Origin of the sequence: Geminocystis sp. M7585_C2015_104 (assembly GCA_015295805.1) — a bacterium.
In the GTDB taxonomy this organism is placed as follows: Bacteria; Cyanobacteriota; Cyanobacteriia; order Cyanobacteriales; family Cyanobacteriaceae; genus DVEF01.
The window spans coordinates 20,570-45,433 of record DVEF01000105.1 but is presented as its reverse complement, the minus strand read 5'-3'; the positions used below and the strand labels follow the sequence as shown (position 1 = coordinate 45,433).

28 protein-coding genes and 1 tRNA gene are annotated in these 24,864 nt (G+C 45.0%); 11 read left to right on the top strand and 18 right to left on the bottom strand.

Features of this window, described 5'->3' with window-relative positions:
* The 4 genes from rplB to IGQ44_12765 form a co-directional block, all read right to left on the bottom strand.
* The coding region (gene rplB / locus IGQ44_12780; protein ID HIK38850.1) for a 50S ribosomal protein L2 at positions 1 to 606 on the bottom strand (606 nt) is incomplete at its 3' end.
* A gap of 45 nt (positions 607 to 651) precedes the next feature.
* Positions 652 to 990, bottom strand: coding sequence for a 50S ribosomal protein L23 (locus tag IGQ44_12775; GenBank protein HIK38849.1), 339 nt, complete (start codon positions 988 to 990; stop codon positions 652 to 654).
* Complete coding sequence (rplD, locus tag IGQ44_12770; protein ID HIK38848.1) at positions 983 to 1,624, bottom strand: 50S ribosomal protein L4; 642 nt, start codon at positions 1,622 to 1,624, stop codon at positions 983 to 985. The genes IGQ44_12775 and rplD overlap by 8 nt, the downstream gene beginning before the upstream one ends.
* 65 nt (positions 1,625 to 1,689) lie before the next feature.
* Positions 1,690 to 2,382 carry a 50S ribosomal protein L3 gene (locus IGQ44_12765; GenBank protein ID HIK38847.1) on the bottom strand — a complete coding sequence of 231 codons (693 nt, stop codon included), beginning with the start codon at positions 2,380 to 2,382 and terminating at the stop codon, positions 1,690 to 1,692.
* A gap of 428 nt (positions 2,383 to 2,810) precedes the next feature.
* Here IGQ44_12765 and IGQ44_12760 point away from each other — a divergent pair, with 428 nt between their 5' ends.
* On the top strand, positions 2,811 to 3,851 hold the full coding sequence (locus tag IGQ44_12760) for a mechanosensitive ion channel family protein (GenBank protein ID HIK38846.1): 1,041 nt from the start codon (positions 2,811 to 2,813) through the stop codon (positions 3,849 to 3,851).
* Positions 3,852 to 3,966: 115 nt separating this feature from the next.
* Positions 3,967 to 4,134, top strand: a complete 168-nt coding sequence (locus IGQ44_12755) for a hypothetical protein (protein HIK38845.1) — start codon at positions 3,967 to 3,969, stop codon at positions 4,132 to 4,134.
* Positions 4,135 to 4,166: 32 nt separating this feature from the next.
* Here IGQ44_12755 and IGQ44_12750 read toward each other — a convergent pair whose 3' ends face one another.
* From IGQ44_12750 to IGQ44_12740, 3 genes are all read right to left on the bottom strand, one after another.
* Positions 4,167 to 4,745 (bottom strand): nicotinate-nucleotide adenylyltransferase, encoded by a 579-nt coding sequence (locus IGQ44_12750; GenBank protein HIK38844.1) that lies wholly within the window; start codon positions 4,743 to 4,745, stop codon positions 4,167 to 4,169.
* Between the two features lie 4 nt (positions 4,746 to 4,749).
* On the bottom strand, positions 4,750 to 5,601 hold the full coding sequence (gene ylqF / locus IGQ44_12745; protein ID HIK38843.1) for a ribosome biogenesis GTPase YlqF: 852 nt from the start codon (positions 5,599 to 5,601) through the stop codon (positions 4,750 to 4,752).
* Positions 5,602 to 5,674: 73 nt separating this feature from the next.
* Positions 5,675 to 6,346, bottom strand: coding sequence for a 1-acyl-sn-glycerol-3-phosphate acyltransferase (locus IGQ44_12740; GenBank protein HIK38842.1), 672 nt, complete (start codon positions 6,344 to 6,346; stop codon positions 5,675 to 5,677).
* Positions 6,347 to 6,439: 93 nt separating this feature from the next.
* Between IGQ44_12740 and IGQ44_12735 the strand changes: the two genes are divergently transcribed.
* Positions 6,440 to 7,399, top strand: coding sequence for a D-alanyl-D-alanine carboxypeptidase (locus IGQ44_12735; GenBank protein ID HIK38841.1), 960 nt, complete (start codon positions 6,440 to 6,442; stop codon positions 7,397 to 7,399).
* Between the two features lie 73 nt (positions 7,400 to 7,472).
* Here IGQ44_12735 and IGQ44_12730 read toward each other — a convergent pair whose 3' ends face one another.
* Entirely contained in the window at positions 7,473 to 7,781 is a 309-nt protein-coding gene (locus tag IGQ44_12730) for a 30S ribosomal protein PSRP-3 (GenBank protein HIK38840.1), read from the bottom strand.
* A gap of 202 nt (positions 7,782 to 7,983) precedes the next feature.
* Here IGQ44_12730 and IGQ44_12725 point away from each other — a divergent pair, with 202 nt between their 5' ends.
* Both IGQ44_12725 and IGQ44_12720 read left to right on the top strand, forming a co-directional pair.
* Positions 7,984 to 8,781: a TIGR01548 family HAD-type hydrolase gene (locus IGQ44_12725; GenBank protein ID HIK38839.1), complete on the top strand. Its 798-nt coding sequence runs from the start codon at positions 7,984 to 7,986 to the stop codon at positions 8,779 to 8,781.
* Positions 8,782 to 8,931: 150 nt separating this feature from the next.
* The gene (locus IGQ44_12720; protein HIK38838.1) at positions 8,932 to 10,866 is read left to right on the top strand and encodes a DNA primase; all 1,935 of its coding nucleotides are present in this window, start codon (positions 8,932 to 8,934) and stop codon (positions 10,864 to 10,866) included.
* Here IGQ44_12720 and IGQ44_12715 read toward each other — a convergent pair whose 3' ends face one another.
* The 3 genes from IGQ44_12715 to IGQ44_12705 all read right to left on the bottom strand — a co-directional run bounded on the left by IGQ44_12715 (position 10,867) and on the right by IGQ44_12705 (position 13,187).
* Positions 10,867 to 11,421, bottom strand: coding sequence for a hypothetical protein (locus tag IGQ44_12715; protein ID HIK38837.1), 555 nt, complete (start codon positions 11,419 to 11,421; stop codon positions 10,867 to 10,869).
* Positions 11,422 to 11,462: 41 nt separating this feature from the next.
* Positions 11,463 to 12,968: a 4-alpha-glucanotransferase gene (malQ, locus tag IGQ44_12710; GenBank protein HIK38836.1), complete on the bottom strand. Its 1,506-nt coding sequence runs from the start codon at positions 12,966 to 12,968 to the stop codon at positions 11,463 to 11,465.
* A 66-nt stretch (positions 12,969 to 13,034) separates the two neighbouring features.
* Entirely contained in the window at positions 13,035 to 13,187 is a 153-nt protein-coding gene (locus tag IGQ44_12705; GenBank protein ID HIK38835.1) for a photosystem II reaction center protein Ycf12, read from the bottom strand.
* Between the two features lie 122 nt (positions 13,188 to 13,309).
* Between IGQ44_12705 and IGQ44_12700 the strand changes: the two genes are divergently transcribed.
* The 3 genes from IGQ44_12700 to gcvH all read left to right on the top strand — a co-directional run bounded on the left by IGQ44_12700 (position 13,310) and on the right by gcvH (position 15,376).
* Entirely contained in the window at positions 13,310 to 13,657 is a 348-nt protein-coding gene (locus IGQ44_12700) for a YkgJ family cysteine cluster protein (protein ID HIK38834.1), read from the top strand.
* A gap of 62 nt (positions 13,658 to 13,719) precedes the next feature.
* Positions 13,720 to 14,892 (top strand): hypothetical protein, encoded by a 1,173-nt coding sequence (locus tag IGQ44_12695; GenBank protein ID HIK38833.1) that lies wholly within the window; start codon positions 13,720 to 13,722, stop codon positions 14,890 to 14,892.
* Between the two features lie 76 nt (positions 14,893 to 14,968).
* Entirely contained in the window at positions 14,969 to 15,376 is a 408-nt protein-coding gene (gene gcvH, locus IGQ44_12690; protein ID HIK38832.1) for a glycine cleavage system protein GcvH, read from the top strand.
* 171 nt (positions 15,377 to 15,547) lie between these two features.
* Here the strand turns inward: gcvH and IGQ44_12685 are convergent, their stop codons facing one another.
* Positions 15,548 to 15,883: a hypothetical protein gene (locus IGQ44_12685; protein HIK38831.1), complete on the bottom strand. Its 336-nt coding sequence runs from the start codon at positions 15,881 to 15,883 to the stop codon at positions 15,548 to 15,550.
* Between the two features lie 212 nt (positions 15,884 to 16,095).
* On the opposite strand from IGQ44_12685, the gene IGQ44_12680 reads away from it, so the two are divergent.
* Positions 16,096 to 16,962, top strand: a complete 867-nt coding sequence (locus IGQ44_12680; GenBank protein ID HIK38830.1) for a M48 family metallopeptidase — start codon at positions 16,096 to 16,098, stop codon at positions 16,960 to 16,962.
* Positions 16,941 to 17,023: transfer RNA gene (locus tag IGQ44_12675), tRNA-Leu, on the top strand. The genes IGQ44_12680 and IGQ44_12675 overlap by 22 nt, the downstream gene beginning before the upstream one ends.
* Before the next feature lie 602 nt (positions 17,024 to 17,625).
* On the opposite strand, the gene IGQ44_12670 is transcribed toward IGQ44_12675, so the two are convergent.
* Entirely contained in the window at positions 17,626 to 17,766 is a 141-nt protein-coding gene (locus IGQ44_12670; GenBank protein HIK38829.1) for a hypothetical protein, read from the bottom strand.
* A 141-nt stretch (positions 17,767 to 17,907) separates the two neighbouring features.
* Complete coding sequence (locus tag IGQ44_12665; GenBank protein HIK38828.1) at positions 17,908 to 19,635, bottom strand: hypothetical protein; 1,728 nt, start codon at positions 19,633 to 19,635, stop codon at positions 17,908 to 17,910.
* A gap of 181 nt (positions 19,636 to 19,816) precedes the next feature.
* On the opposite strand from IGQ44_12665, the gene IGQ44_12660 reads away from it, so the two are divergent.
* Positions 19,817 to 21,067 (top strand): Coenzyme F420 hydrogenase/dehydrogenase, beta subunit C-terminal domain, encoded by a 1,251-nt coding sequence (locus tag IGQ44_12660; GenBank protein ID HIK38827.1) that lies wholly within the window; start codon positions 19,817 to 19,819, stop codon positions 21,065 to 21,067.
* Between the two features lie 229 nt (positions 21,068 to 21,296).
* Here IGQ44_12660 and IGQ44_12655 read toward each other — a convergent pair whose 3' ends face one another.
* From IGQ44_12655 to IGQ44_12640, 4 genes are all read right to left on the bottom strand, one after another.
* Positions 21,297 to 21,518 carry a hypothetical protein gene (locus tag IGQ44_12655; protein HIK38826.1) on the bottom strand — a complete coding sequence of 74 codons (222 nt, stop codon included), beginning with the start codon at positions 21,516 to 21,518 and terminating at the stop codon, positions 21,297 to 21,299.
* Between the two features lie 476 nt (positions 21,519 to 21,994).
* Positions 21,995 to 22,288 carry an AAA family ATPase gene (locus IGQ44_12650; protein ID HIK38825.1) on the bottom strand — a complete coding sequence of 98 codons (294 nt, stop codon included), beginning with the start codon at positions 22,286 to 22,288 and terminating at the stop codon, positions 21,995 to 21,997.
* Positions 22,289 to 22,719: 431 nt separating this feature from the next.
* Entirely contained in the window at positions 22,720 to 23,844 is a 1,125-nt protein-coding gene (locus tag IGQ44_12645) for a glycosyltransferase family 4 protein (GenBank protein HIK38824.1), read from the bottom strand.
* Positions 23,822 to 24,724, bottom strand: a complete 903-nt coding sequence (locus IGQ44_12640; protein HIK38823.1) for a sulfotransferase — start codon at positions 24,722 to 24,724, stop codon at positions 23,822 to 23,824. Before IGQ44_12640 ends, IGQ44_12645 begins: the two co-directional genes overlap by 23 nt.
* Positions 24,725 to 24,864 lie beyond the last annotated feature (140 nt).

Genomic DNA, 24,864 nt, shown 5'->3' with positions numbered 1-24,864 from the left:
GTTACGGGCATCCACATTGCCAACCCTGCCGATGGTGGCATAGCATTCCTTGCGCACCATTCGCACTTCCTTGGAGGGCAGACGGAGGGTGACATAATCTCCCTCTTTTGCCACTACCTGGGCATAGGTCCCGGCTGCTCGTGCCATTTGCCCCCCTTTGCCTGGAGTTAGTTCTATGTTGTGGACTTCTGTGCCCAGGGGTATTTTTTCTAGGGGTAGGGCGTTGCCTATTTCATAGGGGGCATTTTCCCCTGCCATTATTTTGGCGCCCACTTGGATGCCGGCGGGAGCGATGATATATCGTTTTTCCCCGTCTTCGTATTCTACTAGCGCTATCCTTGCGTTACGGTTAGGGTCATATTCGATGGCGACAACTGTGCCGACAATATCCCTTTTGTCTCTCTTGAAGTCAATAATCCGGTAAAGACGCTTGTGGCCCCCCCCACGGTGGCGAGCGGTGATAACCCCGCGGTTGTTGCGGCCTTTAGCGCGGTGGATATATTTGACCAGGGACTTTTCCGGTTCAGTTTTCGTGATTTCCGAGAAGTCGGACACCACTGCGTGTCTTCTTCCCGGGGTGTATGGTCTGTAGGTACGAACTCCCATAGTTTTCTCGCTGTTAGTAAGAGGTTATCTTTAGTGCTATTCAGCTTACAAGTCGGGGAAGAGTGTGCTTTTGAGGGAGTAGCCTTCGGCGAGAGTAACGATGGCCTTTTTGTATCTTGGTTTTTCCCCCACTATTGCCCCCACGCGGCGTTTTTTGGGGGGCTGATTCATGGTGTTTACCTTGGCCACCTTCACGTCGAAGAGGTATTCTATAGCGGCTTTTATTTCCGGTTTTTTGGACTGTCTTGTCACCTCAAAGACATATTTATTTTGCTCCATTAGCATGGTGGCCTTTTCGGTGATAACCGGACGGATGATTATGTCAGCCAACTCGGCGGGAGTTTTCCTGACCTTGCTGGTTTTGCCGTATCTGGTGTTAGCCACAGTACACCTCCTGTATTTTACTCAACGCTTCGGGTGTGGCTACAATCTTGTCAGCATTTAGTATGTCATATACATTAAGCTGGTCGTGTTCCAGCATTTTGACGGTGGGGATATTGCGGGCTGACAGGTAGACTAATTCGGGGATGGGGGAGGGCAGAATCAGGAGAATTTTTTCCTCTTCTGGATTAAGCCCCCAACGTTGTAGTGCCGCCACCATTTCCTTTGTTCTGGGACGAGAAAAGGCCCCTGAGAATTCTTCCACCACCAGCAGGTCCTCAGTTCTACTCATGAATGCCGTCCTGAGGGCCAGTCTTCTTTCCTTGCGGTTCATTTTGATGGAATAGTCTCTAGGTTTTGGCCCAAAGATCACCCCACCACCACGCCACAGGGGGGAACGAATGGAACCAGCCCGAGCTCTACCGGTGCCTTTTTGCCGCCAGGGTTTTCTGCCGCCACCCCTTACTTCTCCTCTGGTTTTAGTGGAGGCAGTTCCCCTACGTTGATTTTGTAACTGATATACTACGGCTCGATGAACGACATACTGGGCGGTTTCCGGCTTTGCCACCGGCGCCAACTCGAAATTTACTTCTCCTACTTGTTCACCTTGCCAGTTTTTGACTACACAACTCACCATAGGTCCAATTGGATTTTATTATTCTGTAATGTGGTGCATCCCCTACCCCAGGGGAGGCTCCCTAGTTAGGCAACTGCACGGGCGCCAACGATTTTGGCCGGGGTGATACTGAGTAGATTTCCCGGTTTTCCGGGAACTGAGCCCTTAACCAACAGGAGGTTCCTCTCTGGGTCCACTTTAACCACCTTGAGTTTACGGATAGTGACCTGGGAGTCTCCATAGTGGCCGGCCATTCTTTTGCCCGGGAAGGTGCGTCCGGGGTTAGTTCCCGCGCCAATGGAGCCGGGGAGACGGTAGTTCTTGGAACCGTGACTTTTACTACCCCTTTTGAAATTGTGTCTTTTTTGATAGCCGGCGAAGCCTCTCCCTATGGTCTTTCCGGACACGTCTACTAGTTGCCCCTCTGAGAAAATGTCCACACATATTTTTTGTCCTATTTGGTAGCCGGAAACATCTTCCAGACGATATTCCTTTAGATGACGGAGGGGCGGTAGCCCTTTACTTCTCAGGTGTCCGTCTTCGGGGGCTGTCAGATATTTGTTTACTTGTTTTGGTTCTTTTGTGTTCAGGGTTCTCACCCGGTCCGGTAGTTCTTCGTAACCTAACTGTAACGCGGTATACCCATCGGTCTCGATGGTTTTAATCTGAGTAACTAGGCATGGCCCCGCCTGGATAACCGTCACGGGTACTGCATAGCCCGTTTCCCGGTCAAAAATCGTGGTCATGCCCAGTTTTTTACCAAGTAAGCCTAAGCTCACGGGACATCTCCCCCTTTCTAAACTACAATCTGTCAGGCCGGAAGTTGCCTTTTTTTACTGTTCTTTTTTTGCTGTTTACAATGTTATGTAACTTGACACGCACGGGGGGCTCTGCTTCACACCCACATGCCATGCGCGGCTGTGGTAGTCAAGATACTTCTTTCCCCCTCCTTAGCGTGTGGCTGTCTAGTCGAGCGTACGGTGGTACGCCGCTACCTGGGACATTGACTTGTTTACAGGCTCTTGTTATTATGCCCTTTCTCTCAAGGACTTAAGACCAGAGCTAGACTCAGCTAGATAATCTCAGTATCCTTGAGGGGCTAATTTCCCTTTTGCCTTTTAGTCACAAACGATCATTATATGTCATTTTGTGCCTTAGGGGCAACAGTTTTTATATTTTTTTTTGACTTTTTCTGTGGGGCTTAAGTATGTGGAGTCTCAACTGGCAGTCGGTACTTGGTTTTGCCTTGCCTTTTGCCGTGGTGATTGGGGGGTTATTGATTGGTTTTTTCCTAGAAAGGTGGCTAGGGAGGCTAAAAAGGAGGTTTGAGGGAGATAATTCCCTAGCTAGATATGCAGTTATTTTTAAATCCTTTCAGGGGGTTGTGGCGGCGTGGGTTTGTGTTGCGGCTGTAGCACTCTTTTTGCCCCTATTCAATTTCCCTCATAGACTGAGTGTTCTTACGGGTAAAATTCTACTGGTAATTGCTCTTGCTACTGGCACTATTTTGGTTTCCCGCCTGGCAGTAAATTTGATTAGACTTTACAGTTTTGACGACGAAACTTCTGTTTCTTTGACCTCTCTTTTTGAATCCCTAACTAGGGTTGTTGTTTTTACTATTGGCACTCTTATTATTTTTCAGTCTTTGGGCATTAAAATCACTGCCTTGCTAACTGCCCTAGGGATTGGCAGTTTATCTATTGGTCTAGCTTTTCAAAATACCTTAAGCAATCTCATTTCTGGCATTAATATTATCATTTCCCGTAAGGTGCGTCCTGGAGACTATATCCAGTTAGCCGACGGCATAGAGGGTTATGTGGAAGACGTGGAGCTCAAATACACTGTTATCAAAGATATTTACTGTAATAGGATTATAATTCCCAACGCCAAAATAATCGACTCTAGTTTTAGGAATTATACCCTAGTTGATCCCTTCTTTTTATTTCCCGTAAAACTGGTTGTAGAATATGAAAATGATCTGGAATTGGTAGAGAAAGTTACTCTAAAATTGGCCCAAAAATTACAGGAGAGTTTCTCAAATTCCAAGGAGCAGGGTTTTCATCCGTTTATTACCTACGAAAAATTTGAATATTGGGGCATAAGGTTAACAGTTTATTTGGGAGCTACAGATTATTTTCAACAACATATAATGGCTCACGAATTTATAAAGGCACTCCACCGGGAATATAGAAAAATGGGAATAAAAATGGCACGTCCCCCCCTTGTTGGAGAGGAGCCTGAGTCGTAGCGGGCAACAACGGTGACCTTACTAAAAATGATTAATTTTCAGTAACAATTGCTACAGAAGCCCCAATTTATAGGCTACAATGGAGGGAAACACATGGAGAGGAGAAAAGAGAAATATGGGAATTTGGGGAAACAGCAAGAAAAATGCAAGTATAAATGAAATCCATAAAGAGAATCTAAAGAAAAATCTGGAACACCGTTTGGCAGTGGCCAGAAGCAGGGGAGATCAGAAATTGATCGAACAGTTGGAACGGGAGGCTGCCTATCTGAATTTGAAGTTTTGAGAAAGTATTGATGGGGGGGTGGCAAAGAAAAGTCACCCCCTTTGGGGAGACTGGTATAGGTGGTGTTGCTGGATGTATTGTTGGATTTTTTGGGGAAGATAGTCGTCCAGATGGTGTTGTCGGTAGTGGCTGGAAGAGAAAGGGGGTATTGAGAAGGAGGCAACGTTACAGCCGCGGGTTTGCCCCTGGAGTTGCTTTAAATGTTCGGGGTTGATGGGATAATTGGCGCGAGGGATGATAAGTACTTTCACTTGTGGCCATAATTGTTGGGCTTGATACCAGCTAAAAATTTGGGGGATGAGATCACTGCCAATAACAATTGTATAATCGTGGCTGGCGCCCCATTTTCTCCTCGCCAACTCCAGGGTGTTGATGGTGTAGCGGTCCGAGATTTCAGGGGTATGTTGGATGTGTGGGTAGAGGGGTTTTAAGTCTTCTATCAGCAGCTCCAGCATTTTTTGCCGGTGGGGGAGGCTACTGCTGTGGGTTTTGAGGGGATTGTCAGTGGCGTAAACAGCCACTAGCTGGTATTTTTCCGCCAGAAAGGTTAATATTTGCTGATGTGCTAGGGTGGGAGGATCTGCACTTGTGCCGAATATTGCTACTTCCATCTTACTACAATGAAACTTCGAGTTTTGGGGGATATTCCAGGGAAATTGGGCCAAGGACACCGGTACGGAAGTCTTGTAGCAGTTGACGAGCTGCCCTTTCCACATCGCCTTTGTATCTCTTATAGGCAAGGGTGTGGAGGTAGTCTTCCCCCGTTAAACCTTTGGGGTTTAAAAGATAGCGCTGATGCAGGATTTCCTCTTGTCCCAGTTTTACCAACAATTCTACAAAGTGGCCTGCTACTACCTGGTTGTCATAGGCAGCTTCGCCAATGTCTTCACAAATTGCCAGTTTCACTGCATCCTGTTGATTGTCCAGTCTGCCGGGTATTACGCCAGGGGTATCCAATAACTCGAGGTGTTCGGAAATTCTGACCCACTGTAGTTGCCTTGTAACGCCGGGCCGTCTGGCACTGGCTACTACTCTCCTTTGGAGAAGACGGTTAATAAGGGCTGATTTGCCTACGTTGGGAAAGCCCACCACTACTGCCCTTACCGGCCGGGGTAACATTCCTCGTTGACGACGACGTTCGTTGACCATCACCCCCTGGGAGAGGGCTGCCCTTCTAAGGGCATTCACTCCCTTGCCAGTTTGGGCATTGGTAAAGAAGGGTCGTTCTCCTTTGCTTTCAAACCACTCCTGCCATTGTTTTTTTACCGTCTCGGGGATCAAATCCTCGCGATTAATTACTAACAACCTAGGCTTGTTGCCAATCCACTGTTTCAACTGGGGGTGATGGGAGGCTAGAGGGATTCTGGCATCTCTTACTTCTAATACGACGTCTACCAGCTTTAATTGTTCTTTTAGCTGCTTTTCCGCCTTACTGATGTGGCCGGGATACCACTGTATTACTGCCATGGGCCATTATGTAGTTTGTATTATTTTACTGTAATACTGCCGGTGCTGATGACATGCGTCGGTGAATCCCATTTTATCTTTTTCTCCGGCATCTACGAGAGCACTCTTCATGTAGTTGGTTAATTACTTGGGCGCAGTAGTGGGTAACAGCCTCTAATTCTTCTTTGTTACCGCTAGGTGGGGGGATTAAATCGCCCACGTTGATGGTGATTCTGGTCATTTTGGGGAAAAATGTGCTGGTAGATAGGATTTTTTCTGTGCCATGAATGGCGACTGGTAATAAAGGCGCCCCTGCCTTGGCGGCGATTAGGGCTGCCCCCAATTTCGGGTAGTATACTTTTCCGTCTTTAGTCCTTGTGCCCTCTATGAAAATCACTGTAGCCCAGCCCCGTTCTAGTCTAGCAACTGCTTCTCTTATGGCACTCCTATCAGCTTCCCCCCGGTTAACGGGATAGGCGCCAAGGGTGGTGATTAGTTTTTTGAAAAGGGGATTGCTGAATAATTCTTGTTTTGCCATGTAACACAGGGGGCGAGGAAGTCCAGCACCCAGCAGGGGAGGATCGAAAACACTAGCATGATTGCTAACAACTACCAGTTTTCCGGTTTTGGGCACTTTTTCTATCCCCCAAACTTGTCCTTGGAAATAGGTGCGAAAAATAGGCAGAACCAGAGAGTATTTTACCACTCGATAAAAAGCTATATTAGTCTGCCCCGCCCCCTTCTTTTGTCTTTTTTCCACACTCATGTCTTTTTGTTTTAAATGTGGGCTCATAATGATGTGCCCCCCGCACAACCTGTTAAAATACTTGGGACTTGTTGTAGATTTTTGAATTACTCTATGAAAAGAGCGTCATATACTGGTTCATGGTTTGCGGTTATCACCTCCATGACTGTTGCCATCACCCCAGTTATGGCACAGGCACAAACCATCTTACCAGATATAGGGACCATTGAAATTACCCCCCCCCAGGGGTTGGACACGGGCCCCGGCTCAACGCCCCCGCTACCAGAGGGTAATCCCGATTTTAATTCTATCCCCATCCCCGTTGAGCCTCCAGTCTCCCCCCCCTCTACTCCAAGGGTTTGCAGTAGTGACAGACTGGCCACTGGTATAGAAAAAATAATTAAACGGGTAGGGGGGAGTTGGGGCATTTTGGTGGAAACTCTGACGGATGGTACTGTAGTCTACGAGTATAACGCCGGGCAAGGTTTGATCCCGGCTTCTAACATGAAAATCTTCACCACAGCAGCCGCCCTACGGGTGCTCTCACCACAGGCTAACATCAGTGGCAATAAGTCGTTGAGGGAATGGGTGACAGTCACCAACCTTAGAAGTAACAACTTTTATGCTGATACCCTGTTGAAGAGAATTGGCGGGGCCAGTGTAGCCAAAAGAGTACTAGCTGATTTAGGGGTAAATCCCAATGGTTTTCACTTTGCTGATGGCTCAGGCTTATCCCGTCGCAATGTGGCTACTGCTAGAGCCATCGTGGATACTCTGAGGGCTATGTATTACAGCCCCCAACGAGATATTTTTCTTGCATCTCTGCCCACTGCTGGTATTAGTGGCACTTTGCGCAACCGGATGAAGCAAACCCCTGTAGAGGGGATAGTCCGTGCCAAGACTGGCACTTTAACTGGGGTTCGAGCCTTATCCGGCTATTTGGAACATCCAGACTATGGTATGCTAGTGTTCAGCATTATTGCTAACTCCCCGGGGCAGTCCGGAGGTGCCTTAGTCAGGGCTATTGACGAGATTGTCATTAACCTTTACAACCATACTACATGTACGCCATAGTAAGACTTTACCCCTAGCCCCCCTGTGGGCTACGAAAAATCCCCCTCCCTGGGGGGTTAAAACTGGCTGACATCTAGTCGGTGCCAGCAAAGACTATGTGTGGGAATTTTTCCTGGGCTTGAAACATAGTTGTGTCCTTTGCATGTTCCTGCCAGAAGTTAATTATCTCTGTAGCCTGGTTTAGTAGTTCTATTTTCTCCTCCTCGGTTATCCAACTCTTTTTATCCAATTCGTCTTTTAATTCCTGCCAGGCATCGGTGCGTGGCCAAAAGTAATAACGCGTCAAGGGGCTCAAACCCTTGTTGACCACGTAGTCCACTGCTATGGCTATGTTTTTCTCTAACCAAACCACTCTAAGGACGAACCGGGAGTCAGTGTTTATTTGCGGAAGGGGCACTTGAATCTCTTGAGCCTCCGCGCCGGTAGTTTCCTCTGGGATTGTCGTTGTGCTATTCGGGCTGTTATTTGTATTTTCCAATGAGACTTAGACCTCCTAATCTGTTGGTTTCAGTAATAAAAGTACAATCAGCCATTATAATATTATAGCTCATCATTCCTGGTAGTGCTCAGGCTCCTGCGAACCCATGACCGCTTTTGTAGTTTTTGATATAGATGGTGTAATTAGAGATGTAGCTAATTCCTACAGTCGTGCTATAGCAGACACAGTAGAACACTTTACCAATCAAAAGTATCGCCCCTCCCTAGAAGACATTGACTTGTTAAAATCGGAAGGGCTATGGAATAACGACTGGCTGGCCTCTCAAGAGTTGATTTATCGTTATTTTGAGAAACAGGGATTAACCAGGGAAAGTGTATCTATTAGCTACGAGGAGATTGTGGATTATTTCCAACGGCGTTATCGGGGAGAAAATTTAGACAATCCTGATATGTGGGATGGTTATATTTCCCAGGAGCCGATTTTAGCAGACAAGAGCTATTTTGACAGTCTAACCCAAAATGGACTTTATTGGGGTTTTTTTAGTGGGGCTACCAGAGGTTCGGCCAATTACATTTTACAACGTCGCCTTGGCCTAGAAAATCCAGTTCTGGTGGCTATGGAAGATGCCCCCGGTAAGCCCGAGCCCACTGGCTTATTTTTGGCTGTACAATTGATTGCTGAAAAATTTTCTCTGCCCCCTAATAATTCTTTGCCAGTATTTTATTTGGGGGATACTGTGGCGGACATGATGACAGTACAACAAGCTAGAAAAATCCACCCACAAAGGCAATGGATTGCTATTGGTGTCTTGCCTCCCCACTTACATTCTGACCCTTATCGGAAGGAAAAATATCGTCAAATTTTGTTAAATAGTGGAGCCAATGATGTGATTGATAAAGTAACAGATTTTAACCCCAAATTAGGGGATGCACCCTATTTTTAAATTTTGAATCTTCATGTTTAACGGCTAAAAGGAGTAGGGTTGGAAATAACAGAAATATTCTTTCTCCTCTAGCCCCCCCTCCTTCCGTCAATCTACTGTTGACAAACTGGAATTAAAATGGGAAGTTGCCCTTCTTTTTTGTCTTTGAGTATGGAATGGGAGAATCGCCGTTTACATGAAGATACCATTGCCCAAGTCAATGAAAGAGTGGATTTGATAGATGTGGTTTCTGATTATGTCGTACTACGAAAAAGGGGGAAGGAATTTGTTGGCTTATGCCCATTTCATGAGGAGAAGACCCCTAGTTTTACTGTAAGTCCTAGCAAACAAGTTTACTATTGCTTTGGCTGCGGGGCCAGTGGGAATGCCATCAAGTTTCTGATGGAAATTAACAAAATGAGTTTTCCAGAGGCTGTTGTTTATTTAGCCCAACGCTATCAAATCCCCATCAAAACCCTGGCCGTAGCTGAACAAAAAGAGATAGAAAAACGCCTCTTTTTACGAGAACAGTTATACAAGGTTTTAGCCGTTGCCAATCACTTTTTTGAGTATAATCTTCAACAGGAACAGGGTAAACATGCATTGGATTATCTCTTAAATATTCGCGGTTTAACAAGGGAAAATATCAGTCAGTTTGGGCTAGGTTATGCCCCAGATGGTTGGAATTCTTTGTATACCTACCTGGTAGAAATTAAGGGTTTTCCCGCCCTTTTGGTGGAGAAAGCTGGCTTAATAAAAAAACGCTCTCAGGGGGATGGATATGTAGACTATTTTCGGAATCGTGTGACTATTCCTATCAGGGATAGAGAGGGAAGAATAATCGGTTTTGGTGCCAGGAGTTTAGATGAAAATGAGCCAAAATATCTTAACTCCCCTGACACTGAATTGTTTTCCAAAGGTGAGACCTTATTTGCCCTTAATTTTGCCAAGTCTCACATTGCAAAAGAAGATAAAGCCGTGGTAGTTGAGGGCTACTTTGATGCCATTTCTCTCCATTGTGCCGGCATAAAAAATGTGGTAGCAACCTTAGGCGCGGCGCTTACAGAAAAACACGTGAAAATCCTTTCCCGCTACACCTCTTCTAGGGAGATAATAATTAATTTTGATGCCGATAATGCCGGACATTCTGCTACGGAAAGAGCGGTTGAAGCCATAGAAAAACTGATTTATTCTGGCTTTGTAAAATTGAGAATATTAACTATTACAGGCGGTAAAGATGCTGATGAATTTCTCAAGTCCGAAGCCAATGCCGTTTCAAAATACCGGGGTTTGATGGAAAAAGCCCCACTATGGTTGGATTGGCAAATTTCTCAGATTCTCTCCCGTCACGACATCAACAGGAGTGATGGCTATCAGAATGTATTTAGCAGTCTTGTCCAACTGCTTAAGAAAATAAATAATCGAGCAGCCAGGGATTATTATCTATCCCACTGTGCAGAAATTCTCAGCAATAGACGGGGCGTTGTTGGAGGATTTAACAGCGAGGAGTACGAACTAATTTACCAGAGTTTAAAACAGGCTATTTTGTCTCAGAATAAGCCGCATATCAGTGTCCATAGGGGTAGACATTACGAATCTCTTTTGTTTAATCATTCCTCCAATCGAAAGGTATATCAAGCAGAATTTACCCTGTTGTTTATTTACATCCATTGCCCGGAATTTAGACGAGATATTGAAAATTTATTGGATGAGAAAGATTTAGTTTTTAGTCTCCGCCCAAATCGAAAAATTTGGCAAAAGATACATCAGTTAAGCCCTCTAGACGACGCGCCAAATAGCCCCAATATACTATTATCATTCCTAGCGGAGACTACAGAAGAGGACCCTGAGTATAAACAAACAATTGCTCCCCTTGTCCAAGTGGGGGAAAACCAACAACACATCCTGGCTAATCCCTCACACTACATCCAGGCCTCTATTGCCTACTTGGAGGCGATAAAACTGGAGAGATATAGACAGTATTGCCAGGAAAAAATTAAAGAATTGGACTTAGAAAAAGACCGGGAAAAAATCAGGTATTTTTCTCAAGAAATAGTGGCGGTGACAAAACAATTAGAAGAATTAAAGGCCGCCAGAAGGGGATAGTTAAGCGAGAGAAATACTGTTGAAAATAGCCCAAAAGTCCACCAGCCAGAGAAAAAAAGTGAAAAATAGTAAGAATAGATACATCCAAGGTTGAGCCAATGGTTTAACATCAGTGGTATCGATTCCGGTTTTCTCCTGAATTTGCCGCACCATCCGGGCAAAACCCGCTACCCGCATGGGGAGGAGGTATGCCTTGTCCCTGTTTTTGGAGACGAGGTAGTATACCATCCCCCCCTGACTGGTGGTGCGCCCTTTTAGACTCTCAATTTCCTGCCAGGAGAGACTCCAAACTCTATTACGCCATAACCATTGTATAGTACGGGGGTAGATCACACTTATTCCCCCTTCGTCTAACACTACTTGTTCACTCAGGGAAGCTACAACTAAAAACAAACCGACGACAATCAGAGGCACAAACAGTAAAACTGCAGTGTATTGCCTCCCGGTAGTCTTGTACAACAAAAAGGGGAGGGGGAGGGTTAGTGCCAAATAGAGGTTGACCAGGGTGAACCGAATTAAGATTGAAACACGGTATACCTTAGTCTCAGACATCATGGGAAGAGGGGGTAGGGTTTAGGAAATGGGATTTGGGGGGATTAACTCAGGCGCCCATAGGTGTGGGTGACATGACGCAGGTAGCCGGCAACGTCGTCTGTGAGGCTACCCTCTCGGAAACGCCACTCCCAATTGCCGTGGGAAGTGCCTGGCGTGTTCATTTTGGCTTCTGACCCCAATCCTAGCACATCTTGGAGTGGGAAAATGGCTAGGTTGGCAACGGAGGACAGGGCTAACCGAATCATACTCCAGTGGATGCCCTCGTTGCAAATGCCTCCCAGATAGTCTACCACTCTTTGTCTTTCGGCAAAGGAGCGTTTTTCAAACCAGCCCACAATGGTATCATTGTCATGGGTTCCCGTGTACACTACACAGTTGCGGTTGTAGTTGTATGGTAGGAAGGGGTTGGCTCGATCTGAATCGAAAGCGAATTGTAATACCTTCATCCCCGGGAAACCATATTTATCCCTCAGCGCCTCCACGTCTGGGGTAATTACCCCCAAATCCTCTGCTACCACTGGCAACTGTCCCAGTGTCTCTCTCAGGCAGGCGAACAACTCATCTCCGGGCGCTTTTAACCATTGTCCGTTGACGGCGGTGGTTTCCCCCCGAGGAACTGCCCAATAGGCGGCAAATCCCCTAAAATGGTCAACACGTATAATGTCCACCAGTGCCAGTGTGCCCCTCACCCTTCTTATCCACCAGGAGAAATTAGTTTCCTTGAGCCTATCCCAATTGTAGACGGGATTACCCCACAACTGGCCTGTAGGGCTAAAATAGTCGGGCGGGACGCCTGCTAAGGCCAGGGGTTCGCCTGTTTCCTCATCCAGAGAGAAGATGTCCTGATTGGCCCATACGTCCGCACTATCGGGAGAGACATAGATGGGGATGTCACCGAAGATTTTTATCCCCCTCTCATTGGCATATCTTTTGAGATTCAACCACTGTTTGAAAAAGCAAAACTGTAGGAATTTGTGGAAGGCTACCTCCTTCTCCAGTTTTCCCCGCCATTGTTGAAGGGCATTCTCTTTCCTATGCACTAATACTTTATCCCATTTTGTCCAGGGAGCTCCCTCGTGGTATGTTTTTAGGGCCATGTATAGGGCATAGTCATCCAGCCAATCCGCCTCTCTCCCACAAAAGCTGTAAAACTCCCCATGAAGTTCACTTCTTTGTTGGAATCTTTCAAAGGCTTTGCGGAATAGGGAGTACTTGTACCGGGGCACCAAATCAAAACGAACATAAGAGGGATTTTCTTGGGAGAAAACCTGTTTTACCTCCGCCAATTCCCCTTCTGTCAACAACCCCTCGCCGTGGAGCACATCTGGACTGATTAAAAGGGGGTTACCAGCCAAAGCCGAGTAGGCTAGATAGGGAGAATTCCCCGCACCAGCTGGCCCTAATGGTAGTATCTGCCACACCCTTTGGCCACTTTGCTGCAAAAAGTCCACGAAACGATAGGCACTGCTGCCTAAGTCGCCTATTCCGTAGGGACTGGGCAAGGACGTAGGGTGCAACAATATGCCACTTGCTCTCTGCTCTAACATAAAATTTCTTCCTAGGATTTGCTATTTGCTCCCAATGTCCCCCCCCAGTTGTCGAAAAACGCTCCCCTAAAGATCGCCTCGCAGGGTGTATAGGATGAAAATTATCGCAGGTCCTGCAATGACGATAAAAGCTAGAGAGAATAATTGTAAAATTACCTCAAAGTTTATACTACTTAATGCATCTACAATGTTACTGAAAAAACCAGTGATAAACTCCATAGCCACTCCTAGCCTTCTCCTAAATCTTTTTATAGATTTATTCAACCAGAATCTATCATACTAGGAAAGGTTCTTTTCTTTACCCCTCAAAATAGGAAAATTTATTAAGTTTTATTACAATCATGAAAAAATGGCGTTGTGTGACAAATTGTGGTGCTTGTTGTTACTTGGAACCCGAGGAACGTCCGGGGTTGGATGAGTACCTGAATGATTATGAGCTAAAACTGTACTATAGCCTAGTGGGAGAGGACGGTTGGTGTATTCACTTCCACAAGGAAACGAGGACTTGTAGTATTTACGAAAACAGGCCGGAGTTTTGTAGGGTAGCTCCAGACACTTTCGCCCGTATGTTTGGTGTTACTCTAGAACAATTTGAGGATTTTGCCATTGACTGTTGCCATCAACAAATAGCTTCTGTTTATGGGGAGAATAGTGAGGAAATGAAGAATTATATTTGGCTGGTGGGTTAAATTTCTATTACCTTTCTCCTCATTAACGGAAGGGTTTAGGTTTTTTGTTTTCTTTGTCAGTCATGGGGCAGCAATTTTCATCCCATAATTCGCCTATTCTCATGTCCATAGTTCCAAATTTGATGGGAGGGGAAGGACATATTATTCCCTACCATATATCCGTCACTAATGCCCTAAGAGTCACCGGTTGGGAACACATAGTTTTATATTCTCCTGAAGACAACATTTCTCCTCTTCCTTCCAATTGGTATGGAGTATTGAAAGGAAATAGGCTAGAACAAAAACATGGCCTTTTTAAAAGGATAAAACTGGTTTTTGCCTTTGCCTACACCTTGCGCTCTGCCCTATATTCTCTTTTCCAAAGACATTATAACAGGCAGAAAATTATATTCCTTGAGCGTTTTATTCATCTGCAACTTCTAGGGTTATTTCTGGCGCTAATTTTCCTCCCTAAACAGAACGTGTACTTGCTTATTTTCTGCAGGATAAACTTCCACGATTTCAGGACAAAATGGGTTTACTGGCTGCTAAATAAACTTCTAAAAAGAATAATGAGTCACAGATTTGCCCTTCTTTGCGACAGTGAGATATTAGCAGAGTCACTGGCAAATTTCTTCCAGGAGAAGGTACACTTAATGCCGGTAACTCATCCAGAGTTTTACAACACAAAAAAACCCTCAGGAAACCAGAAGATACTCTGTTGGTGGGCAGGATCACCAAGGGAGGAGAAAGGGTGGAGTATCATAAGAAAATTGGTAGAAAATCCGCCGCCGGAGGCTACAAGATTCTGTATAGTAGCCGCCAAAAGTGCCAATTTTAAAACACTGGAAAAGGGAGTGGAATTAATTTTAACTGAAGACAAGTTGCCCCGTAATGAATATCTCCTTTGGCTGGAAAGGACAGATATAATGTTATTACCCTACGATGCTAAGGCCTATGCTCAAAGAACATCAGGAATTTTCGTAGAGGCCATTGTGGCGGGGAATATACCCCTTACCACTGCCGGAACGTGGATGGCCAAAGAACTGTTAAAATTCGGTCTACAAGAGCTAATTGTCTCTTGGGATGAGCCACAGTTGGTCTGGGGTAGAATTTCTACTGTTGTGGTTTGCCCGAAAATTAGGGAGAGGCTATCTGTAATGCAGGAGGTATACAGAAATCTTCACAGCGAGGCCAATTTTAACTATAGTCTTGAGAAAATATTAGACACAATACAGGTAAACTTGTCTTTATAACTGTTGAGTGTTGCTCCCTAATCCTAAATAATGGAATAAGGGAACCTAGATTATTTAGAGCAAATTGGGACCTAAGATGACCTTGGAATATCCAGAAGACTTGAGATACCTCGACACCCACGAATACGTCCGTCTCGAACCAGACGGCGAGATTGCCACTATAGGAATCACCGCCTATGCCATTGAACAGCTGGGGGACATTGTTTTTCTGGAACTGCCGGAAGTGGGAGACACTATCGAGGCACAAGAAGAAATCGGAACTATTGAGTCAGTCAAGGCAGTATCCCAAATCTATGCACCTGTCTCCGGTACTGTTATAGATCGCAATGAATTACTGTTGAAGGCACCAGAAATGATTGCAGACGACCCCTACGGAGAGGGATGGTTACTAAAAGTTCGTCTGGACGATCCTAATCAAGACTTAGAACACACCCTCTCGGCGGACGAGTATCGGTCTCTTATAGCCGCAGAGGAGGAAGAATAAACCCTCCTGTGTCGTTCCCTGCTGTCAGGGGATGGAATTTTAAAGACACAATGGCTCATCCTCTCTTCTTGGAGGATTGAGCTTGGGGCTCAGGGTTTAATGTCAAGTCAGAGGTTGGGTTTTGGCCTAACCCAACGATAGGTCTGCTGGTTGAATTGTGAGAAATAACTACTACTTAGACTCGCCCATAGCTTCCTTGGAGACGGGCACAAAATCCCCATGAATGGTCAAGGCCAATAACATTTCCGTTCCCTCTGGAATCAGCTTGCCCGTGAGGACACAACTTTCATCCTTCCTGGCAGTCGCTACCACTGTAGCGCGGATGTCACTCTTGGAGAAGTTGGGGCGATATTCTCCTGACTTTTGTTGTACGTAATTCCAGAGGATGTCCCGGATTAGAGTCTGATACCCTTGACTTCCAGAAAGGGATTTTAGACTCTCTTTGAGACTTTTTTCCAGACGGATGCTGGTCACTTCCATTTGAGTGGTAGAAGTTCTATTACGCATAGTTTCCCCCTTTATCCACGAGACATTGGGCTATAATTTTACATTGGGTATCGGTAATACTAGGGTAGTCTAATGTTTCCGATTTTGCAACATATCTCTCCAAAAGTTTACAAATAGTTACCATAGAATTCTCTTATAATCTAAACGGATTCAGTAGGAAGGACCTATATAGTGGTAAGCCGCTAGAATAGAAGAAAAGCTCAAAGAGGGGTATGACGGTCAAACTCATTGGCTTGAAGGCGGAACAGTTCCGTCATCCTTTGGACTTACAGGCCACCAACCGTCTCAAACAAATACCAGGGTTGGACCTACTAGTTCGTAACCTGTTGGGCTCGGTGGCAGGTGAGTTTTTTTATCTGGACAACATTGCCTCTAGCATTCGCATTTCCGAAAAACAGCTGCCTGATTTGTACCAATTGCTGGTATCTGCCTGTGAGACTCTGGATGTAGAAGTACCGCAACTATACGTGCGACAACACCCGGTTCCTAATGCCTATACCCTGGCCATGCGGGGAAAAAGGCCGTTCATTGTACTACACACCTCCCTGTTAGAATTGCTCGAGGAGGAGGAGATAAAGGCGGTGATAGCCCACGAACTAGGGCATCTCAAGTGCGAACACGGGGTTTATTTGTCTCTGGCCAATATCCTCGTTTTGGCAGCCGGCCTAATCCCACCATGGGGGACAGTTTTGGCACAGTCTTTGCAGCTTCAGTTGTTGCATTGGGTGCGGTGTGCTGAATTCAGTTGCGATCGCGCTGCCTTGCTGGCAGTCCAAAAACCAGAAATAGTGATGTCCGTTTTGATGAAACTTACGGGCGCGTCTCCTTCCACAGCCCACAAGTTAAGTCTTTCTGCTTTTATGGAACAGGTGAGAGAATACAAGAGCATGAGTGAGACGGAGTTGGGGAGATTCTTACAAGAGGTACAGACTTCCCAATTAACTCATCCCCTCCCCATCATCCGCGCCAAGGAAATTGAAAAATGGGCACAATCTCCGCAGTACTATGACTTGATCCAAAGGGGTAAAATGGGTTATAATAGTGGGGAGGACAACAGGGGTGGATGGCGGAACTGGTAGACGCACCACACTCAAAATGTGGCGACCTCTGGTCGTGCGAGTTCGAATCTCGCTCCGCCCATTGAGCCTTCCCCTTGGAGGATGGGGGTTTGGTGGTCTGACGGCGTTGTTTCCACCGGCAGTTCTGGCCTGGCACAGTGGGGCCGGGGGATTTTTTCTTTTACACACGTGGCTTTTGGGCAACTGGAGGTAGTGGAACTATAGCGTGGGAGGAGCAATAAGAAATTCATTATTTTTTTTTTTTTTCATGTTTCCACGATTCTCCAATAGCCATTTTTTCTGATTAAGTATCCTTGCTAGTCCTGGAGCTTATAATATCTTTTTTGAGGAGCTTCTGGGGTTGAAATATTATTTGCTTGTTAATTTTTATCGTGGGCGTGATTTCCCCTCAGCCCTTTCAGCTTTTTCTTTCAAAAATAGTTGGCATTTAGAAAGATAACTCTCATGTGGGGTATATTGGCCGTATATTTCCTCATAAGAGGGTAGGTGGTGGGACTATGGAGGGCTAGCCTGCTCTTAGAACTCTCGATAAAAATATTATATTCACTAATGAGGTAAAAAAGTTGGAACATTCCTGATTTTCGGAGGATTCACGTACATAAACCAATAAGGGAAAATCAGAAGAAGTTTGAAATAGGACCTTTAGTCCTAATTTTACCCAAATTATTCACTTTTCCCGATAATTATTTCTCCTAAAAAGGATGCCTTAACCAAACCATAATCATTGGCAGTATTAGGGGGAGTGGGGAGTAGGGGGGATTGAATTGTATTGTATTTCTCTGTTTTATTTTCCCTGTTGCTCATTGTTTATCATTATTTTACTCCCCCTTGTTTTCCTCATTTCTTACTCCCCTCAAAGTCACCCTTCTCACTGGTTTTTCTAGTGGCTGTCGCCGTTAATTCTTCTTTAGCTGTCTGGGTTACCCCTTCTCCCCCTGCCTGTGTCTATGCTTCTGCCTCTGCTGCTTCTGGTGACTGTTGTTTGATTGTTTCTTCCCCATTTGTCTTTTCAGTGGCTTTATCTGTGACAACATCCCTTGTGGCTTCTTCTGTTTGTGTTGTGGGAGTTGCCTTTTCTTTTTCTTCCCCCCCTGTCGACTGTTGTTTTTCTTCCTCAAGTTGTGGGTTTGTTGTTTCAGCAGGTTTTATGGGGGCATCTTGGGGGGTATGAGTGGTGGGGGTTTCTATCTCGTGGGTGGGGGTGACAGAAGATGATTTTTCTACTTCTGCTTCGGCGGTAGTCACAGCAGGAAGGTTAGCGACGGCGGAAACAGTTGTGGCTTCTGTGGCTTCAGCGGGTTTTTCTCTTTCAGATTCTACTCTGATTGGAGTGACAGTGGTGACTTCAGCCCTTGTCTTTGCTTCCACCTCAGACGGGGTAACGGCAGTGGAGACGGTTGTAGCCTCCACATGCTTTTCTGTTTCGGACTCAGTGGGGGTTGTAGTTGCAGCGGGGGCGACTGGGGAGGTTTTTTCTGCCTCTTCAACCTGCTGTAATTGGGGGGAGACTTCTTCTGTTTCGGCGGCTGGAGTTGCTATGGATTCAGCCCCTGTGGCAGTTTGAGTAGTCTGTGGTGAGGGGGTGACTTCTTTTGCCGTGGCTTCTGCCTGTTTGAGGGTGATTTCAGTGTCTAAGTTGGAAATGGCCTCTTCTACCTCTTTTGCCACTTTTGTAGCACTCTCTACTGCGGGATCTATTTGCTCGAGAAGGGAAGGAGTGGCGGGAGGGGATGGGCGACGGAAAAGATTTTTTATTCTCTCCCATAGACTGGGTTTTTTGACAGATACTGCGGCAGGGTGAGATGTTTGTTTTTTCTCCTCCTTTGATTCACTTACATTTTGAGGGAGAGTTTCTTCTGACTGGCTGTCGACTTGTGGCGGAGAGGAGACTGCTTCAGTTTCCGTGGTGGTGGCTATCTCTGGGGAGGGGGTGACAGAAACTTTAGCCTCTTCCAGTGGTGGGGAGGGTGTCTGTGGACTTCCTTCCGATTCCCCTTCTCCCGCCGCCTCGGGAGTGGATTCCTTGTCTTTGGCTTCTGCTGTTACAGTCTCGCCAGTAGGTGTGGTAGCTGTCTCCACTTCTTCTGTTGTAACATTTTGGACAGTATCTGTAGTTGTCTCCGATTCTGTTTTCGTGGTGACAGTTGTTTCTGTCTTTTCCGTAGTGGCAGTTTCACTGGTAGTGGGTGTGGCTGTAGGTTTCTCCACTTCCCCTGTGGTCGTGGTAACAGCAGGAATGGCTGTAGTGGTGGTTGTCTCGACGGGTTGACCAGTTGGCTTTTCCTCCTCAGGGGTGACGGTTGGGGATGGGGTGGAAACCTGTTGTATTTTTTTCTTCTTGCCAAAGCCAAAGGAGGAGAGAGAAATCTCTCGTTTGGTGAATAGGAATTTAAGGAGAGAAAAACCCCCTAAAGACGATTGTGCGACAATGGCCTTCCTCAGCTGTCGGTTTTCCCAGAAGAAGGATGTTAGAATGGCCACTACCGCCCATTGCCCCAACAAAACCGCGCCAGTAATCCTGCCAGCACAAATCCAGAGGATTAGGGCATAAAACAATCCTAACCCACTCCACAAAAAGTCGTCCTGACGATGAATTTCTTTTTCAGTCCAGGCGGTGAAAAACAGCCAAAGACTTAAAATGGCCACAACCACTGCTAAGAAGTATGCTAACATCCTTTGTCACCCCTTTAACATTTGTTTTGTGCTTTATATCACCCCATTATATTTGGTATCCCTTTACACTCACAAGAGGGTATTTTTGATTGCCACTGGTATTTTACGGGTGGGGCTGGCGGAAATCTGAATTGAGTGGGAAAATAATACTTGAATTACCTACAATCGGCAGTTAATAACAATGACTTTTAACATCCAAACCCCTAAAAGCAAATCCCTAACCCCCAACCCCCAAACCTTAATCCCTCCCAAATCCCATCATAGGGCCAAGGCATTAAAACCGGGAAGTCGTCGTCCAGCCAAGGAGTTATGTAGCGAGTGTGGTTTGTGTGATACTTATTACATTCACTATGTGAAGGAGGCTTGTGCTTTTATAAATCAACAAATAGCCCATTTGGAGAAAGCAACCCATGGGCGTAGTCGTGATTTGGACAACGAGGATGAATTGTATTTTGGGATTCATCAGGAGATGATGTCTGCCCGTAAAATTCAACCCCTTGAGGGGGCTCAGTGGACGGGCATTGTGACTACCATCGCTTGTGAAATGTTAACGCGGGGACTAGTAGAAGGCGTTGTCTGCGTCCAAAACAGGGATGAAGACCGTTTTTCCCCTAAACCGGTTTTAGCCACCACTGTTGAGGAAATTATAAAGGCTAGGGTAAACAAGCCCACATTATCTCCCAATCTCTCCGTTTTGGAGTTGGTGGAAAAATCTGGGATGAAACGACTACTTGTGATTGGGGTGGGTTGCCAGATTCAGGCTTTGAGGGCGGTAGAGGACAAGTTGGGCCTTGAGAAATTGTATGTTCTAGGCACTCCCTGTGTAGACAATGTAACTCGGGCCGGTTTACAAAAATTCCTACAAACCACCAGCAAATCTCCCGAAACCGTGGTGGCTTATGAGTTTATGCAAGACTTCCGGGTACACTTCAAACATGCAGACGGAAGTGTGGAAAAAGTTCCCTTTTTTGGGCTAAAAACCAATGTGCTCAAAGATATATTTGCTCCATCTTGTATGACGTGCTTTGACTATGTCAATGCCCTAGCCGACTTGGTGGTGGGATACATGGGTGCGCCCTTTGGCTGGCAGTGGTTAGTAGTGAGGAATGAGAGGGGTAAACAGATGTTGGACTTGGTGCGTAATCAGTTACACATACAGCCGGTTATGTCCAGTGGGGATAGACGTCAGGCTGTCCAGAACAGTATTCCTGCTTATGACAGAGGTGTGACACTCCCCATGTGGGCGGCTAAACTGATGGGGGTAGTTATAGAAAAAATAGGGCCGAAGGGGTTAGAATACGCCCGTTTTTCCATTGATTCCCACTTTGCACGCAATTATTTGTATGTCAAACGCAACTATCCTGAGAAACTAGAACAACATGTGCCTGAGTATGCCAAGAGGATAGTATCCCAGTACAAACTTCCCGAGTAGTGTTTTTTGAGGCCCAAAAAAAAATAAAAACAAAACATTATTAGAACATAAAAGACTAACATCCTACTGGCCATGGTTGCCAGATTTTTTTCTTATTTCCTTATGTCAAGAGCATCCCTATTTCAAGAGCAATAGAAGGCTTTTCCAAGTAGCTGCCGTTACAGTCAAAACGGGGGTTTTGGCACAGCTAGCTTATAATGGAGACCCTCAGCGATTTCCTTCTCAACCATCAAGGGTCAACTCTAACTTCTTCCCCTTCAAAATTCACAATATTCTGCTCCCTCTTATCATAATCCATTACCATCAGGTGTAGGTCTTGGTATTTCCCCACATAGGCTGATTTATTGCCCTTGGGCTTGTCTTTATTAATGTCCACCACTTTAAACTCTATCATGCATACCTTGTCTTCCCTGGCTTTGTTGGTTATATCTTCTGGAATTGGGGTAAACACCGCCCCTATAGATAGGCAAATGGACTTCAATTATTTTTTTCCACTTTAGCTAAATCGGCCCTGGCCAGACAGAGCTATAATCCCCCACAGAGTCATTTAGCTGTGAAGGGTGGGCAAAGAGGTAATGGTTTAGTACTATCTTTACTTCTTTGTTGGATTATCCCAAGTTTATATCTTGTCCCTCTGACTAAAGATGGTATCCACCTCTTCACTGTAAGGTATCTCCCCAGGGCGGGAGTTTTAGTTTTGGATTGTAAAAAGTCTACACCAAAACCTCCAAGTGGTCTTTCATTGGTCATAAATTCTTCCATGTGGGGTGTAGAAGTGTTTTTCCACAACTAGCTTTATCAAAAATGTAGATGTTCCAGTTTCTTTCCTAATAGCAATTGAACTCCCTCTTGATACTCGCCACAGAAACAGTAGCCTTTATATTGTTCTGTTTTCCCAGCTTTGGCCAAAACTGTCTATAACTGTAGCTAAGTACATCCACAGATGGTGAAATAGGCTTTATCAGGGGTGATGTGGTTTAACTGGTTTAAACCTGATAATATTGAGACTTTTGAGAATTTTGATTCACCTGTGAGGAATACAAATTTAATATACACATGGAGGGGTTTTAGGACGCCATACAGGTTTTTTAAAATTTCTCTTATTTGTTTTGCCCTCCTTCTGTCTCCTATGTTAAGGATTATGTTGTCAGGGATTGGTTTGTAATATTCATCTGCCGGGAAAACCACTTTTTGGCTATAATTTTCATTCAACTCGGTCACGGGCTGATAGAGTTACAGTATATAACCCTTTTTTACTAGCCCTTTCACAAGGGGAGTTTTATCTAAGTAGTAGTCTTTGCCTGTTCTTATTTTCTCAAAACTTTGTCTTTTGACTGTTAGGATTCTCTTCATTTATTAAGGGCTTTTTGAATTTCTTTCCCTTGTATTATCCCTCTCAACCAAGGGGATTGGTCTTAATTAAAACCTAGCCAAAATTGCGTATTATCAATTTTTTTATCTCTTCGACATGACAGTGTTTTTCCCCATTGCAATCCCCAGCGAATCATTTTCATTTTTTTTTGTTACCGCCTTCTGGTTTAATCAAAAACCTATTTTTTATTCCCAATTGTGCTGGTTACCCCTGTACATAAATGGCTCCGTGCCCTTCTTTTTTCATAGCCCCTTAATGGGAGGAGCAACTGTTCACAGTCCTATTGTTGTGTTCCATTTCTTTCCAATTGCCGGATGGCCTCTAAATACTTCCTGATAATGATGCTTTCATCAAATTCTCGTACAACCTTTTCTCTACCGGCTTGACCCATTTTCACTCTCTCTTTTGGAGACAAATTGATAATTTTTTCCATTTTGTCGGCCAAGTCTTTGGGGTTTTTAATTTGACAAAGATAACCATTAATCCCATGGTCTACCACCTCACGACAGCCGACGTTGTCCGTGGTGATGATTGGCTTTGCCATACTGGCTGCCTCCAATAAAACCCGTGGTATACCCTCTCTATAGTACGATGGAAGCACAACACAGTCTACTTTTGCTATTTCCTCCCAGATTTTGTCACTGACACCCATATATTCCACAACACCCTCTTTTACCCATTCATCTATCTGCTTTTTGGGAATGGCAGTGGGATTATCCGCACCTAAAAATCCTAGTAGATAAAATTTGACGTGGGGGTGTTTAGATTTGATGATTCTGGCGGCCTCCACATATTCTCTTACACCTTTTTCCCAGAGCAAGCGAGAGGCAAGAAGGAATTTAGTATTACCGGTATTTTTGTCTTTCTTTACTGGTGTAAACTTGTTGGTATCAACCCCACTTCCTGGTAAAATTTCACACTTGTTTTTGTCCACTAATTTTCCCGTCACAAAAACTTCATAGTCTTCTCTATTTTGGAAGAATATCTTCTCGGCATTAGCCAGGGAGTATTTGTAGAGAAGTTTTACTAATTTTGTTACCATATCTTCCTTGGCGAAGACTGTGCCGAGACCACTTATATTGTTTATGTATTTTAGGCCCAAAATTCTGCAAACTATACCTCCATAAATATTTGGCTTTATTGTGAAATGCAAGGTCAAATCAGGCCTGATTTCTTCATACAACTTGTAGAAGGACAAGAGCGTTTTTATCTCTTGTATTGGCTCAGTACTTCTAGGCCTTAAGCAGATATCATGATATTCAAATTCTCGTTCTAATATTTTACTATAACTGTCACGGGGAGCTATCAAAACCACCTCATGTTTGTTTTTTTTTAAATGCTGGGCCAAATTAAACCTGAAGTTGAATAAACTCCATGAACTGTTAGAGACCATTGCTATTCTCATAATATAACCACTGGCTATTACGACTCAACTCCCGTTCCGACTCCCCTTGCAACGAGCGTTGGAAAACAATCCAGTCCTCTTTGAGTAAGTCCTCAAGCCATATTATATCCTCCTGGGTCAATGAGAATTTTTTTTCCCTTCTATCCGAGCCAAAAAAAAGCTTTTTTAAGCCTAGGGATTTGGCCAATTCTATAGGGGCATAAACTCTATAGTCCCTTAGAAAATTAGCAAAACGCCATCCCAACCTTGCCAGCAGAGGGAAAGAAGGCACGGGCGCTTTATTTATTTTGGTATACAACAGAGCCTCTGGGGGTGGAAGAAATGGGATTCCAAGCAGTTCGCATAATTGTTTAACAAACTCAGGGGGGTTTTCTTTTAAAAGCTCTTGTCTTATAACTCTAACAGCACCAACCCCGAAGACTTTTTCCCATTTCTGTAGACGATGGGCGTAACGGCTGGCCTCTATTATTTCCGGGTATTTGGCCACTGCTTTTTTCATGTCAGTTCCCACAAGTCCACGACTGACTAAATGTCTATAGTGGGAAATACTTCTTTCCACGGGATTCCTGACCATTACCAGTAGAGTCACTTGTCCTAGAGTGTCAAAAATTCTCCGTGGCGCCTCATCACTATGAAAATAACTTGGTGCTACTTCAATAATTTTTAAGTGTTTCTTACCCTTGGAGCGTTTAAAATGGGCCCCATACCAGTTAATACCCTTATGGAATCTTTTGTCGAAGAAAAAAGTTTCTTTCACCCCAGAGGGCAGACAAATATCCCCCCTAGACTTTAGATACTCATAAACCCAGGTGGTGGCCGTACGCATTGGCCCTATAACTAGGGCATTGGGAAGATTGTCCTTATTAGCGCTGAAAAACATAATTCAAGTCAACCCTGGAAAACTTATGTTATGGTTTGTTAGGGATGAGATGGTCGCCGGTTGGCCCGTCCATAGGATTGCACCTCGGGGATTCCGTTCTTTTTGGATTGTCTGCTCTTCCTAATATGTTCCCGGACAAA